Below are 14,681 nucleotides of genomic sequence, written 5' to 3'. Positions count from 1 at the left end.
GATTGAGGGCTTTTTTTATTTTTCTGAAAAGTTTTATTAAACGTATGCGCTATAACCATTGCTCATAAATTCTTGATTGAATGTTTGAATTTTTTATCTTTGGCTTTTATTTGGACTATTGGGTGACGATACAAATAGCCCATTAAAATCAGTGTGCCAATGAGTAAGATAAAGGATGCCAACATAAATTGGTGGTGATAACTTGCACCAAATTTTTGTAATGTACTGAAAGTTAAACCACCAATGAGTTGTGTTGTGGCAAAGACTAGGGTAGCAATACTCCAAAGTTTTTTATATTGCTGATTAAATAATTGCAAAATAGTATAAGAGGTGAGAAAGACCACCGCAGGATTAAGCATTCCAGTTAGAAAAGAAGATACAAAGGTAAAAATAGGATAAACATTTAGCACAGCAATTAAAATTGCAAGTACATAAATACTATAAAGAATTTTTAAAGCGGTGAAATTGCCAAATTTTCGTGCCAATAAAAATGCCACAAATGCACCTAAAGCACTACCAATGCCATATAAAATCCAATTGAAATTGATCCAATACAAATTGAGGTTTAGTGTATTACTCAGATAATCAATCCAAAACAACGAGTGCGGTACGTAAGCAAAGGCACTGCTTGCATACACCATTAATAATGCCAAAAACAAACCATTAAATACAGGTATTGTCGTTGTCTGTGTAGATTGATCAGTTAAATACGGTTTGAATTGATACAATAAAAAAATCAGCACCATACAAATGAGCGCTGAGCAAGCAAATAATAATAACCAAGCTATTTGGGTTGCAATCTGATCAAGCCACGGCAAAAACAGCGTTGCCATCAAAACGCCTAAACCAATTCCACTAAAGCCAATGAAATTGATGCTTAAGCGATCTTCGGGCTGGCAACATTGCGCAATTACACTTGGTGATAAAATCATTAATAATCCACCACTTATGCCCGAAAGAATACGCCAACCGATATACCAACTTGCAGAAAAAGTAGAAAATGCACATGCCAATAAACTGAGTGAGCCTGTAATTGCTGCCATTTGAATATAGAAAGGTAATTTTTGATTTTGTGGTAGTTTTAAAGCCCAAAATGCACCAATCAAATAGCCCAATAAGTTCGCACTACCGAGTAAACTTGCAAAATTAGTTGTCCAATCATAAGCCTCACGAGTGACAGGTAACAGTGCGGTATAGGAAAAACGTAAAATGCCAATGCCCAAACACATGCTTAGACACAGGAAAAGGCTGAGTTGTATTTTGTTGGGGAACATCCTGTTCACTCGTGGCTTAAAGACAAATTTTATTGAACGTTAAATAACTGAGCCGTTGCTCACAATACGACTTTGGTGGATCTTTATCCAAAAGCATGCTTAATAAAGCTATTAAATAAATCAATGGATGATTTTAGTAGCATCTAATGTAAGTAATTAATTAAGGAGACAAATATAGATTGTTTATAAAAAATTAAGAAAAGCATTGCAGTTTTTCTGATTTAGTCGCTATAACGTTGTTTTATTGCTTATTATAAAGAGAAGATGTGTAGAGAATAAAATCAGCTAAAAACCGAATTTTACGGTGATCATTCAATTTGGCTTATAATAGACAGATAGAAATACTTGGAATAAGAATGAATTATCCTTTGATCATCAATATCGCTGTATTTGTAGGCTTGATTATTTTGCTGTTGCAAACTCGTCGTACAAATTGGAGTTTAGCAAAAAAAGTCTTGGCAGGTTTAGCCGTGGGCGTTGTTTTTGGTTTGGGTTTACATGCAGTTTACGGTGCAGGTTCTGAAATTTTAAAGGAATCCATTCAATGGTTTAACGTTGTTGGTAATGGTTATGTCAAGCTATTACAAATGGTGGTGATGCCATTAGTTTTCATTTCCATTTTGAGTGCGGTCATTAAATTACATGATGCCTCATCTCTTGGCAAAATTAGTGCGATTAGTATCGGAACTTTATTAGGTACAACAGCAATTGCTGCTTTTGTCGGTGTTATGGTTACGCAGCTTTTTGGATTAACTGCGACAGGACTCGTACAAGGTGAACAGGAAAATGCCCGTTTGGATAAAATTAATGCAGATTATGTCGGCAAAGTTACAGATATTAATGTACCCGATATGATTTTATCATTTATTCCAAACAATCCATTTGCAGAGCTGACAGGTGCAAATCCAACATCCATTATTAGCGTGGTGATTTTTGCGACTTTCTTAGGAATCGCAGGCATTCAACTCATTCGCGATGATTCGACGAAGGGGCACCGTATTGTCAGTGCTGTGGAAACTTTACAAGCATGGATTATGAAGTTGGTTCGTTTGGTCATGACTTTGACACCATATGGTGTTTTTGCATTAATTACCAAAGTCGTTGCAAGTTCTAATGCTGCGGATATTGCTAAACTTGGTGGTTTTTTAGTTGCCTCATATTTGGGTCTAGCCATTATGTTTGCGGTACATGCTCTTGTTTTATTGTTGAGTGGCGTCAATCCATTACGCTTCTTTAAGAAGGTTTTGCCTGTACTAACCTTTGCATTTACCAGTCGTTCAAGTGCTGCAAGTATTCCACTGAGTATTGAGGCACAAACCAAACGTTTAGGTATTCCTGAATCTGTAGCGAGTTTTGCTGCATCATTTGGTACGACTATTGGTCAAAATGGTTGTGCAGGTTTATATCCTGCCATGTTGGCAGTGATGGTTGCACCAACTGTTGGTATTAATGTACTTGATCCACTCTGGATTTTGACTTTGGTGTGTGTTGTGACACTGAGTTCAATTGGCGTTGCTGGTGTGGGTGGAGGTGCAACCTTTGCAGCACTCATTGTTCTGCCGATTATGGGCTTGCCTGTGACTTTGGTGGCATTACTCATTTCAATTGAACCATTGATTGATATGGGGCGTACTGCACTGAATGTCGATGGCTCAATGACTGCTGGTATGGTGACGAGTCAAGTGATGGGACAAACTGATAAAAGCATTTTACTCAGTGATGATGATCTAGAATTGAATCATCGTTAATTTGTATGTTGCTTTAGGCAATATTGTGATTGATCAAAAAGCGCATTCAATGTGAATGCGCTTTTTTTTTGCTGTAACCATTTTTAAATTGAAATTGTGTCTGTACTCAAAATAGCAGTAATTTAAAATACAATCAAAGGAGAGATATTATGAAAATGTATCAGGTCGATGCGTTTAGTCGCGAATTATTTAAAGGTAATCCTGCTGCGGTTTTAGTGCTTGATCAGTGGTTAGATGATGCCAAAATGCAAAATATTGCCTTAGAAAATAATTTAGCTGAAACGGCATTTGTGAAAAAAATAGCATCTACCCAAGAAAATGTGGACAGTTATGAAATCCGTTGGTTTACGCCCACTGTTGAAGTAGATTTTTGTGGTCATGCTACTTTGGCATCGGCTTTTGTTTTGTTTAAGGATTTTACCCAAGCAAAGACCATTCATTTTCATGTGAAAAATTTAGGTGTTTTTATTATTCGTCAGGCAGAAGATGGAAAAATTGAAATGAATTTTCCTGTGCGTAAGCCTGAGAAATTAGTCAATTATCCTGCATTATTAAATCAAGTGATTGATCGACCTTTTAAAGAGGTTTATATCAATGCTCAGGCGTTTATTTTGGTGTGTGAATCTGCACAAGATGTGATTGAGGCAACGCCAAATTTAACAATCATTCGTCAACTTGCCTTAGAGCACCATATTAGTACCGCTATTACCGCAAATTATGATGATTTGGATTTGACCATTACGGCACAGGCAAATTCATCGCAACATCATGAGTATGATTATGTTGCTCGCTATTTTGCACCACAAAAAGGTATTGATGAGGATCCTGTCACAGGTTCGATGCATACAGGACTTGCGCCATTGTGGGCGGAAAAGTTAGGGAAAACTCAACTGATTGGGTATCAGGCATCGCTACGAGGCGGGGCACTGTATTGCTCACTTTTACCTGAAAATCGAATCGAAATTTCAGGTTATGCGAAACTTTATATGCAAGCTGATATTTTTGTTGATTAAAATTTAAGGGGCAGACCCAGTTTGTATGATGGGGATAATCATTGATTGTATATAAATAAAGCAATTTGTTTTCAAAAGTCAACTATAAATTTGATTCAGCTTTTTTTAAGATGTAGGGCATATAACCTTTAGAACTTTAAAAAGCTGGATTAATTTATGCTTATGCAGTTGAAACAACTGACGTTATCTTTATGTGTATTGGGTTTTGGTACATCGACATTCGCTCAAACGGTACTTGTAAAATCAGAACATCAAATTGAAGAATATAAACTCGATAATGGTTTTCGTGTACTTCTTGCACCAAATGATAAAGAAAATAAAGTCTTAGTGAATACGATTTATTTCACTGGTGCATTGAATGATCCTAAAGGTAAAGGGGGCTTAGCGCATTTACTTGAACATTTGGCATTTAAAGGTACAGAAAATGTCAAAGGTGAAGAATTTCAGCGCAGACTTGATCAGCATACGTTAATGACCAATGCGAGTACCGATTATTACTCGACCAAATATACCAATATTGTGCGACCTGAAGTAAATGCACTAAATGAAATTATCCATCTTGAAGCTGAACGCATGGATAAATTGGTACTACAAGAAAAATTTGTACCTTCTGAAATCAATATTGTCATGCGTGAACGTGAAGTGCGTATGGATCAGCCGTTCGCCGTGTTGATGGATCAAATGTGGAAAGCAGCATATGGTAATGAGTCACTTGGGCGTTTACCAATTGGTGATTTACCTGAATTAAAATCAATTAAAATGAATGAGCTACAAACTTTTTATCGCAATTGGTATGCACCTAATAACGCCGTGATGGTCATTTCAGGTAAGTTTGATAAAGCTGAGGTTTTAAAGCAAATTGATCAAAAATTTAGCCCAATTGCAGCGCGTAAATTGCCTGCACAAGCGGTTGTTCCGTTACTCAATTCGAGCAAAATTGAACCTCGTAAATTTCAAGTGAAAAAGGGCAGTGATCTTGCTCGATTCAATATTTATTTAAATGGTAAAAATGACAGTATTCAGCCAGCATTATCCGTAGCACCGTATCTATTTACTTTACAGCCGAGTGGTCATTTGTATTCTGAGATGGTGGAAACAGGCATTGCAACAAATGTACAATCTACAAGTTGGCTTGATAATAATTTTAATTTGGTTTTTCTTGGGGCAATTTATGCACCAAACCATGATGTAAATAAAATTGAAAAATCACTGATTGATGGTGTCGAGCAAAACAAATCATTTACTGATACTGAGCTAAATCGTGTCAAAAATATGATGAAAAATGGTCAGGAAACATTATTTACAAATGCTGTTTCAGTCGGTTCGATGCTGAGTGATTATGTGGTGAGTTCAAAAGGTGATTGGACACAATATTTCCGAGATCAAGAAGCGATTCAAAAATTATCAGTGACCGATTTAAACACGACACTTAAAGATTTTTTGGTAAAACCTAATCGTATAGAAGGTGAGGTTTTACCCACACCCGAAGATCAAAAAAAAGCACAGCAACAAAAAGCATCGGAACAACCAAAAACACTCGATCAGCAAAGTGACGCGGTTGAACCATTAAAAGATGCGAGTGTGTATAAGCAGGAAGTAAGTCAGTATTTAGCAACCACAGATGTGAAATATGTCGAGATTGAAAAGAAAATTCAACGTGGTGCATTAAAGAACGGCATGAAGTATGCATTGTTTCCAACGACAACCCGAGATGATAAAACCTATGCGACATTGTTTGTCAATTTTGGTACAGCACAATCATTGATGAATAAGAGTGAAATTATTGATTTAACTGCATATTTACTTTTACGTGCATCAGATAAATATAGCCTACAAGATATTACAGATAAAACCATTGAAGTAAGTGGATCTGCTTCGGCATCTGCGTCAGACAATGGTATGGTGATTCAGATTTCAGCAAAGAAAGATCAATTTGAACATTATTTCAAGTACATGCTCTCTGTAATGAAAAATCCTGCATTTGAACAATCTCAATTTGATTTAATTAAATCACAAAGTTTATCCAGTTTAGATCGTCCTTATACTGAACCAGCAACTGTATCTGCATTGACTATTGCACGCTTACTTGAAAAATATCAACCAGGTGATTTACGTTATCATTTTGAACCTGAACTTGCGAAAACGCAGTTAAAAAATGCAAATAATGCTCAAGTCAAACAGCTATACACAGTATTTTTTGCAATGAATTATGCGCAATTGGCCATTACGGGTGATTACGATGCTAAAAAAATGTTGAAAATGATTCAAAAAGAATTTTCAACATGGAATGGCAAACAAAATTATCAACGTATTGCGGATGATTATTTTGAATATAAAGGGCAAAAAGTTCATGCACTTGCAGAACAACGTGAGTTTGGTAGTTATCAAGCCATTCAAACATTCCCAATGGGGGCAGATAGTCCTGAAACTGCAGCCATGATGGTCTTTGACTATATTTTAGGTGAATCACAACTCTCTTCACGTTTAGGACAAGAGTTACGTGAAAAAAATGCTTTGGTTTATGGTTTTGGTAGCAGTGTCCAACTTGCCGATTGGAATGACTCAGGTGCTTTGAGCATTAGTGCAAATTACACTGCAGGTAAATCCGCAGAAGTGTCAAAATCTGTGCATAAAGTTTTACAAGATATGATCAGCAAAGGAGTGACTGAGCAAGAAGTTGAAGCAGCTAAAGCAGATATAATGAAGAAAAAAGTGACAGCGCTTGAAGATGAACGTCGTATTCATGGCATGCTTGCACCACAATTAGAGCGTGGTCGTGATTTGTTGTATAGCAAACAGCGTAATCAAATTTTGGCAAATTTAACTGTTGCCGATGTGAATGCGGTGATTAAAAAATACATTAAACCTGATCAATTAGTTGAAGTGATGTCGGATCAATACGGTCAAGTACAGAAATAATTGTTGTATTGCATCTAATTGAGAAAAGCCATGCTGATTGAAAAATGAGCGTGGCTTTTTTATATCATGATTTAAAAACTATGCTTTATAAACGATAAAATTGTTTGGCATTATGATGAAAAACACGCTGTAAAGTTTCATCATCATAGTCATGTACGATGTCACTGAGCGCATCAATAATATTTACCAAGGATGTGCTAACACGATCCATTGGAAAATTTGAGGCAAACATTACTCGATAACGACCAAAGCTATCGAGCGCGTGGGTAATGAGTGGTGCAACCAAATCAATAATTTGCTGTTTAGATGCCTGTTGTTTTTTCTTATGAAATTGATGCCCAAGTACAGGCATAAAAAGCCCAGACATTTTGGTATAGACATTGGGGTAGGTTGCAAGTTCAGCGATGGCGTCTTGCCAATGATAAAAAATATTTTCACGAGCAGTTTGCGTCAGCCCTGTAGTTTGTCCCACTTTGCCAAAAAGTCCTGCGGGTGTACCTAAATGATCAAGAACAATAGACGTCTCAGGAAAGCGTTTCGCAAGCGCAATAACATCTTCAAGTTGGGTGGAATAAACCCAAGCATCAAAGCTGAGATGATGACGTGCAATTTGTTCAAAGCCTTTTAGAAATTTCTTATTGGTATATAAGTGAGGCTCATTTGCCCAAGCATGAATGCCTTTATCTTCATGATGTGCAGCCATACGTCGTATACCACGTAATCGACTAGATGCTTTTTGATGTAAGGCTAAAATCTTTTTGAAATTGCTATCAGTCGGATCGGCAGTGGCAACAATACCACCGAGTTGAACAGTGTTGGTGCCAAAGGGAAGTGACTCAATAAACTGTGTTTCAGCAACTACACCTTTACCTTTAGAATCAGCCCAACTTGCTTCGACATGTACGACTTGTTCGACTGCATATTGTCCAATATCTTGTTTGTAGTCTTGTGGCAAATACGGACGGGTGATGTGAGTAGTTAAACCTACTGTTTCGATGAGGTCTTTGGATTTGACTAAGCGTACTATTTTATCGAGTAAAAACGGATGTTTGCCTAATAGCTTGACGGCAAGTGAGGCTACATGTGGCGTGTTATATGGATCCCATTGATGAATGTGTGGGTCAATCAGGGCAAATCCAAGATTTTGCATAAGTCATCCATATATTTCATTATTATGACTCGAATATAGCGTATTTTTTATACGGGTAAATCTATAAAAATGCTCAAAATTGTATGATTTGGTAAGTGTAAAAAATCATCATATTTTGGAGTTATCAAAAAAATGCGCAATAAAAAAAGCCCAGAAGGGCTTTTATTATTCATAGAGACTCTTTAAACATTAGTGTTGATGGTTATGTCCATCTTTGTCAAGATCATGTTTATGCGTATGAAAATCTTCATTTTTACGGAAGCGTAAATAGTTTTCAAATTGCTCACAATATTCATCATAATTGTCTTCAAGCATCATTTGAAACTGTTGCAAGATATAAGACATCACTTGTTGTTTCGCATCACGCATTTCATCGCCATCTTTAAAGGTATTGGCTGCAACCCAAGTGTTAAAGCGAGCAGTCCCAAATAGCATTGCTGAACTAACTTGACCACGTAGTTCATCAGGGTTTGGTTTTTGACCTTTAGGTGGACGGCAAAATTCATTGGCTTGTTTAATGAATTCGTCAGCACGCTCAAAAAATACAGCATTTAAGGCTTCTTCATCGGTAACATCAGTCGCATTGATTTTTTGAGACATGACTTTTTTCCACAAATAAATAACTGCATCATTATAAGCAAAGCCTTGCAGAAACAAAACCTTTGACTTAATCTAAAATAGCCTAAGTATCTATTTAATTATTGTTATGAATAGGGATGTCGCGATGTCAGATACAACAGAAATGCTCGTTTTAAAGAGAAATCCGATTCAAAAAAGTACAACTAAAGCGGTTCAGCAAGATGCGATTGCTGTGCAAAGTCTAAAAAGTGATATTGCTCTATTACGTCAAAATACTTGGCCACCTGCAGAACTTGCCAATGTTGAAGGCTTACCCATTTATTATGGTACAAAACGGCAGATCGATGAGTATTACCGACAATGGACAGGGCTCATTGAACGGGCACAAGACTTATTCCAACCTTTTATGGAAGATCAGGTTTTGGATGCAATTCAGTTGCCAAGTCATTTAAATTTACCGTTATTTTTCTTTCATGTCGATCGCATACGGATCAATAAAACTCGTGCCAAAGAGTCAAAAACTTTTCGTGGTATTGCAAGTTTAATCGATAAATGTGGGCAGTTTGATCCGAGTGAAATTGCCATCATGTCACAGTGGTTAAACAGTGATGATACGGCTGCGTTAGTTGCGCACCGAGAATTTATCGATCTACGTACCTATGTATTTCAGCATGGACAAAGTGAATATACACGCACTCGTTTTTATGTAAATGGCATTGTATTGAGCGTTGAAGATGATTTTGAATTGGTTGATGCACGTGATAAACCACGAAAACAACGCAATGACAGCTATAGTGATCCTTTGGCAGATAACGAAACGTGGAAAGTTTTTGGTAAATATCGCTGATGTATTGATTTGCAGGTTTAAGAACGGTTGCATCAATTGGATAAAACTGATGCAACCTTAATTTTTTACTTCAAGAATTTACGACTTACTAAGAATTGCTCAGTCGCTTCAAGCAATTTTTCAGCATAAACTTCTTGTTTTGCAGTAAGCCAGCCGAGTGCAAACCAATCACTTGCTTCAAGTTCACTTTGCTGTAAATAAGAAGATGAAGAGGCAAGCACTTGATATTGTTCACAGGCTTGTTGAGCATCATTTAAAGACTTGCCATATTTTTGCAAATTTTTAACATCATAAATTGAGGTTAAAAGTGGAAAGCTAAACTTTAACTCATTTAAATGTTGAGCCAATTTTTCTAAGCTTTCCAAATCTGATAAATCTGCCTGAGTTAAACTTTCTTGCAACTGCTTATACTGATTTTGCAGTGTATTTTGTGCAAACCATTTCAAATCATGTGTTTGAGTTTTTTCACTATTGCCTAAACTAAACATTAATAATTCAAGATAATGCTGTACATTTTGTGTCGATTTGACCAAATTATTAAGCTTTTCTTTGGCATATAAAATATCTTTATCAAGACTTTCTGCCGTTTTAGGATTTTGTAATAAAGCCCCTAAAGTACGTTGCATATGCTCAAAATGTTGCAAATTTTTAAAATGGCTTTCAAATGCTGATAATTGATGTGCCCATTTATCGACTTTGTGATCCGTCCAATCACTGAGCAAAGATAAACTTAAATGTAAATGATGCAGTGCCAATTGTGCTTGTTGTACATGTTCATCTTCGGCAACTTGTGCAGAAATAGCCGAAATATTGGGCAATAAATGCTGTAGATGATTTGCAATCAATAATCGTAAATTTTGATCGGCGGAATCTTTTTTATTAAAAATAGCTTCTTTTGCCCCAGTTGCAGGGCTAACGTGTTTTTGTGCCACAAGTAAAGCACCAAACTCAGCTTTACTACGAACATCAAGCCACAGTTGATATTTTTTAACCCATTCAAAACTAAAAGCCAATAAAGATTGTATCGAACCACTTTTAAGCTCAAATTCAACTTCATGGATTTCTTGAGTCGCAGATTCAGTCCGAACTTCGCCAATATCTAAGCTAATTTCAATTTCAGCATCTTCAAAAGTAATGACTCGAAGGGTGCGTTGAATATCAGTTTCAAACTGCAATTTTAATTGGTCAGCTTGCTGACCTAGTGCCTGATTCAAAATCTCTTTTGCCGTAGGATTGGTCTCATAAAGAGAGAGGTCTAAATTGGGTGCTTGTTCAAGCTCGCCCAAATCAGCATTGTCTTCAAAACGGTGTAAATGGCTTTTTCCAGCCGCTTTCAAGGTTTGAATCCAACGAGTACCTTCTAAACGCTGACGCAGTGCGGCATGATTCTTTGAAAGTAAACGATCTTCAGTATCGTAGTATTTTGCCTGTAATTGAATTATTTCTGACTTTTTAGGGTCTAATGCTTTGAGTAAAGCATTGCGACGTGCTTCGGGAATCTGAAATTTTAATTCAACTTCTACCATGTCTAAATCCTGATGCAATCTTTTGAATTTTTATTTGCAAGTTCCGATACTGAACGTAGCTTTGAAATCGGAGAAGTTTTGCAATCGATTATTGTAACGCAATTTTTATCATGAACGTTGAACAGATTTGCTTGAGTGTTTGTTTGTGAATGGATTTATGAATCGTAAGGAAAGCATAAATCTTCTTTGCATTGTGCAAATTTTGGATTATTGTGGATGGAAACTACAAGGAAAATAACATGAATGCACAGGTAGTGCCGAAAGGCGAATTGCAGCAAGCGCCACAATTTCAGTTACCCATTAAGAACTATTCGGAATTTTATCGTTTTTATTTGACTGAACACCGTAGCATTATGAGCCGTCGTTTGCATGCGGCAGGTAGCAGTGTTGGAATTTATTTTTTTAGCAAAGCTATACGTCAACGTAAAGCAAAATATTTTGTTTATGGTTTAGTTTCAGGCTATGCCTGTGCTTGGGTTGGTCATTTTGTCTTTGAAAAAAATAAGCCCGCGAGCTTTAAACAACCGTTTTATAGCTTCATTTCAGATTGGCGTATGCTGTCAGATATTTTACGTGGAAATTTGAGTTTACGTGATCGTAAATTCGATAAAATTGACAGTTGATTGTTAAAATATTAGTTCATAAATGAAGCACAATTAATTTTAACTGATCGTACTTCATTTTTTGAAAATATTTGACCATCAAGCAGAATTCAGAAGAAGCATCTATGGATGAAAAGGACTTTGAAAAGTTGTATTATCAGGTTTTAGATATTGGACGAGTTGTACAGCAGCTAGCAGATAATTTGACTCATGCTGATACTTTAGATCCTGATTTACATTAGTCGAAGTAGCTAAAATACATTCCTGCTTACTCAATATTAGTTCTAAAATTTATATTCACAGACCCGATTTAGTACCACAGCATTTACAGGAGTGTGATTGGCGTAAATATATTCCTCAATAATTTAATATATCTAAAAATACATAAAAATAGATCTTTCTTTAGCCCATCAATAATTCCTGTTGTAAATCGGCTTGTTTACGTAAAAAATCCCAGACTAATTTAATTTTAGGTTCATGTTGCAAATCGACCAAGGTTAGCATCCAAAACGTATGGGTAAAGTTGACATCCTCACTTAAGACTTCTTGTAATTCAGGCTGATCTACCGCAATAAATCTCGGCAAAATAGCTAAACCTGCACCTGCACTGACAGCAATTTGTTGAGCTAAAATACTGTTACTGCGAAAACATGCGGTTAACTGCAAAGGTAGACGTTCCAAGCGATACAGCGCAGAGCTATAAACTAAATCATCAATATAATCGACAAAACGATGTTCCGATAAATCTTCTACACGGCGAATAGGCGAGTTACGCTGTAAATACTGCTGACTACCGTACAGTTTAAGGCTGTAATTGGTCAGTCGCGTGATAATAAAAGGTCCTGATTTTGGACGTTCAATTGAAATGACAATATCGGCTTCGCGGTGCGATAAGCGAATGGTTTTGGGTACAGGAATTAGGTCGATGGTCAGCAAGGGATAATGCTGTGAAAATTCCGCCAGAAGTTGAGCTAAAAATGCTGTTCCAAAACCTTCAGGTGCACCAATTCGGACGCGTCCTTGCAGTGGATTGGGCTTTTCAATTTGTAAAAAAGATTGCTCCATTTGTTCCACTCGAGGAATGAGTGCTAAACCCTCAATGGTAAGCTCATAACCTGTCGCTTCACGTTTAAATAGTTGCATACCTAACGATTGCTCAAGCGCTTGAATACGTCTTGCCACAGTGCTGTGTTCAACGCCCATGATTCGTGCCGCATTAGTGAGTGTTTTGGCACGTGCAAGAATTAAAAAATAGCGTAAATGATCCCAATCAACTTTCATATGTGCTTTAACGTCCTGTTAAATCAAATCTATTAGATACTAAAAAGGTTTGTGCAAATTTGCACATTCATCGTGCAACAATTTGGCTAGTGGGTCAAAGTTTTCTTTGTTAGTCTGTTGAAACAGCGTAAAAATGAAGTAAAAAATACGCAAAATAGATATGCCATCGGGCAAAAAAATCAACAAGAACAAGGATCATGGAGCGATCATGAACGCTATACATCAACCACAGCAAAGCGCACATCTGACTACAGCAAAATTACTCATCAATGGTCAATTTGTTGAGTCTGAAACCGCGCAATGGCAAGATATTATCAATCCTGCAACGCAAGAAGTTTTAGGTCGTGTGCCATTTGCAACACCTGAAGAAGTGAATGCTGCAATTGCATCGGCACAACGTGCATTTGCAAGTTGGAAAGACACACCAATTCAAGCACGTATGCGCATCATGTTGAAACTACAAGATTTGATTCGCCAAAATGCCAAAGCGATTGCGCAAGTACTCACGGCTGAGCAGGGTAAAACTCTTGCAGATGCAGAAGGTGATATTCAGCGTGGACTTGAAGTCGTTGAGCATGCATGTTCAATTGGCACACTGCAAATGGGTGAATATGTTGAAGGTGTAGCTCGTGGTGTAGATACTTATACATTACAACAACCGCTTGGAGTATGTGCAGGGATCACCCCATTTAACTTCCCTGCGATGATTCCATTGTGGATGTTCCCAATGGCAATTGTGTGTGGCAATACCTTTGTTTTGAAACCATCTGAACAAGATCCGCTTTCAACCATGATGTTGGTTGAACTTGCACTTGAAGCGGGCGTTCCTGCAGGCGTACTCAATGTAGTACATGGCGGTAAAGAAGTGGTTGATATGCTGTGTACTCACACAGATATTAAAGCAATTTCTTTTGTTGGTTCAACTGCGGTGGGTACGCATGTGTATAACCTTGCAGGTCAGCATGGTAAACGTGTGCAGTCGATGATGGGCGCAAAAAACCATGTTGTGGTGATGCCCGATGCCAATAAAGAGCAAACCTTGAATGCTTTGGTTGGTGCAGCATTTGGTGCGGCAGGTCAACGCTGTATGGCGCTTTCTGTTGCAGTGATGGTCGGTGAGTCTAAACAATGGGTCGATGAGTTGGTTGAAAAAACAAAAACACTGAAAGTCAATGCAGGACATGAGCCGAATACCGATGTTGGACCAGTGATTTCACAAAAAGCCAAAGCACGTGTACTTGATCTGATTAATAGCGGTGTAGAGCAAGGTGCAGAACTGTTACTTGATGGTCGTGATGTTCAAGTGAAGGATTATGAGCAGGGTAATTTTGTTGGACCAACTGTTTTTAATAGTGTAAAAACCAATATGCGCATTTATAAAGAAGAGGTTTTTGGTCCTGTTCTTGCAATTATGCATGTCGATACTCTTGAAGAAGCCATTGAGCTGATCAATGCCAATCCATTTGGTAATGGTGTCGGTCTATTTACCCAAAGTGGTATGACGGCGCGTACATTCCAGCACAATATTGATATTGGTCAAGTCGGCATTAATATTCCAATCCCTGTCCCTGTGCCATTCTTTAGCTTTACGGGTTCTCGTGGTTCGAAATTGGGTGACTTAGGTCCATATGGTAAACAAGCGGTACAATTCTATACCCAAACTAAAACCATCACTAGCCGTTGGTTTGAAGACTCACAAGACGCAGGTGCTGTTAATACCACAATTAGTCTACGCTAAGGAG

The 14,681-nt window shown here is 37.4% G+C and carries 12 protein-coding genes; 7 read left to right on the top strand and 5 right to left on the bottom strand.

Annotated elements, in window-relative coordinates; all coding sequences use genetic code 11:
* Nucleotides 1–62 precede the first annotated feature (62 nt).
* The gene (locus FW754_RS13570; protein WP_446324925.1) at nt 63–1,274 is read right to left on the bottom strand and encodes a YbfB/YjiJ family MFS transporter; all 1,212 of its coding nucleotides are present in this window, start codon (nt 1,272–1,274) and stop codon (nt 63–65) included.
* Nucleotides 1,275–1,630: 356 nt separating this feature from the next.
* Here FW754_RS13570 and FW754_RS13565 point away from each other — a divergent pair, with 356 nt between their 5' ends.
* From FW754_RS13565 to FW754_RS13555, 3 genes are all read left to right on the top strand, one after another.
* Nucleotides 1,631–3,022, top strand: coding sequence for an L-cystine transporter (locus FW754_RS13565; RefSeq protein ID WP_419348075.1), 1,392 nt, complete (start codon nt 1,631–1,633; stop codon nt 3,020–3,022).
* Nucleotides 3,023–3,171: 149 nt separating this feature from the next.
* Nucleotides 3,172–4,035 (top strand): PhzF family phenazine biosynthesis protein, encoded by an 864-nt coding sequence (locus FW754_RS13560; protein ID WP_419348072.1) that lies wholly within the window; start codon nt 3,172–3,174, stop codon nt 4,033–4,035.
* A gap of 156 nt (nt 4,036–4,191) precedes the next feature.
* Nucleotides 4,192–6,954 carry a M16 family metallopeptidase gene (locus FW754_RS13555; RefSeq protein ID WP_446324924.1) on the top strand — a complete coding sequence of 921 codons (2,763 nt, stop codon included), beginning with the start codon at nt 4,192–4,194 and terminating at the stop codon, nt 6,952–6,954.
* 85 nt (nt 6,955–7,039) lie between these two features.
* Here the strand turns inward: FW754_RS13555 and FW754_RS13550 are convergent, their stop codons facing one another.
* Together FW754_RS13550 and FW754_RS13545 are read right to left on the bottom strand one after the other, a co-directional pair.
* Nucleotides 7,040–8,104 (bottom strand): amidohydrolase family protein, encoded by a 1,065-nt coding sequence (locus FW754_RS13550; RefSeq protein WP_446324923.1) that lies wholly within the window; start codon nt 8,102–8,104, stop codon nt 7,040–7,042.
* A 189-nt stretch (nt 8,105–8,293) separates the two neighbouring features.
* Nucleotides 8,294–8,704, bottom strand: a complete 411-nt coding sequence (locus FW754_RS13545) for a DUF3144 domain-containing protein (RefSeq protein WP_409512028.1) — start codon at nt 8,702–8,704, stop codon at nt 8,294–8,296.
* A gap of 142 nt (nt 8,705–8,846) precedes the next feature.
* Here FW754_RS13545 and FW754_RS13540 point away from each other — a divergent pair, with 142 nt between their 5' ends.
* Nucleotides 8,847–9,530: a hypothetical protein gene (locus FW754_RS13540; protein ID WP_446324942.1), complete on the top strand. Its 684-nt coding sequence runs from the start codon at nt 8,847–8,849 to the stop codon at nt 9,528–9,530.
* A gap of 65 nt (nt 9,531–9,595) precedes the next feature.
* On the opposite strand, the gene FW754_RS13535 is transcribed toward FW754_RS13540, so the two are convergent.
* Nucleotides 9,596–11,056, bottom strand: a complete 1,461-nt coding sequence (locus tag FW754_RS13535; RefSeq protein WP_446324922.1) for a CYTH domain-containing protein — start codon at nt 11,054–11,056, stop codon at nt 9,596–9,598.
* Nucleotides 11,057–11,295: 239 nt separating this feature from the next.
* Here FW754_RS13535 and FW754_RS13530 point away from each other — a divergent pair, with 239 nt between their 5' ends.
* Nucleotides 11,296–11,679, top strand: coding sequence for an Mpo1-like protein (locus FW754_RS13530; protein ID WP_446324921.1), 384 nt, complete (start codon nt 11,296–11,298; stop codon nt 11,677–11,679).
* Between the two features lie 71 nt (nt 11,680–11,750).
* Entirely contained in the window at nt 11,751–11,900 is a 150-nt protein-coding gene (locus FW754_RS13525) for a hypothetical protein (protein WP_446324920.1), read from the top strand.
* Nucleotides 11,901–12,060: 160 nt separating this feature from the next.
* Here the strand turns inward: FW754_RS13525 and FW754_RS13520 are convergent, their stop codons facing one another.
* Nucleotides 12,061–12,939, bottom strand: a complete 879-nt coding sequence (locus FW754_RS13520; RefSeq protein WP_409512024.1) for a LysR family transcriptional regulator — start codon at nt 12,937–12,939, stop codon at nt 12,061–12,063.
* Nucleotides 12,940–13,147: 208 nt separating this feature from the next.
* Between FW754_RS13520 and FW754_RS13515 the strand changes: the two genes are divergently transcribed.
* Nucleotides 13,148–14,677, top strand: coding sequence for a CoA-acylating methylmalonate-semialdehyde dehydrogenase (locus FW754_RS13515; protein ID WP_446324919.1), 1,530 nt, complete (start codon nt 13,148–13,150; stop codon nt 14,675–14,677).
* Nucleotides 14,678–14,681 lie beyond the last annotated feature (4 nt).

It is taken from the genome of Acinetobacter sp. 1207_04 (assembly GCF_052850415.1).
This window is presented reverse-complemented; position numbering and strand designations above follow the sequence as displayed.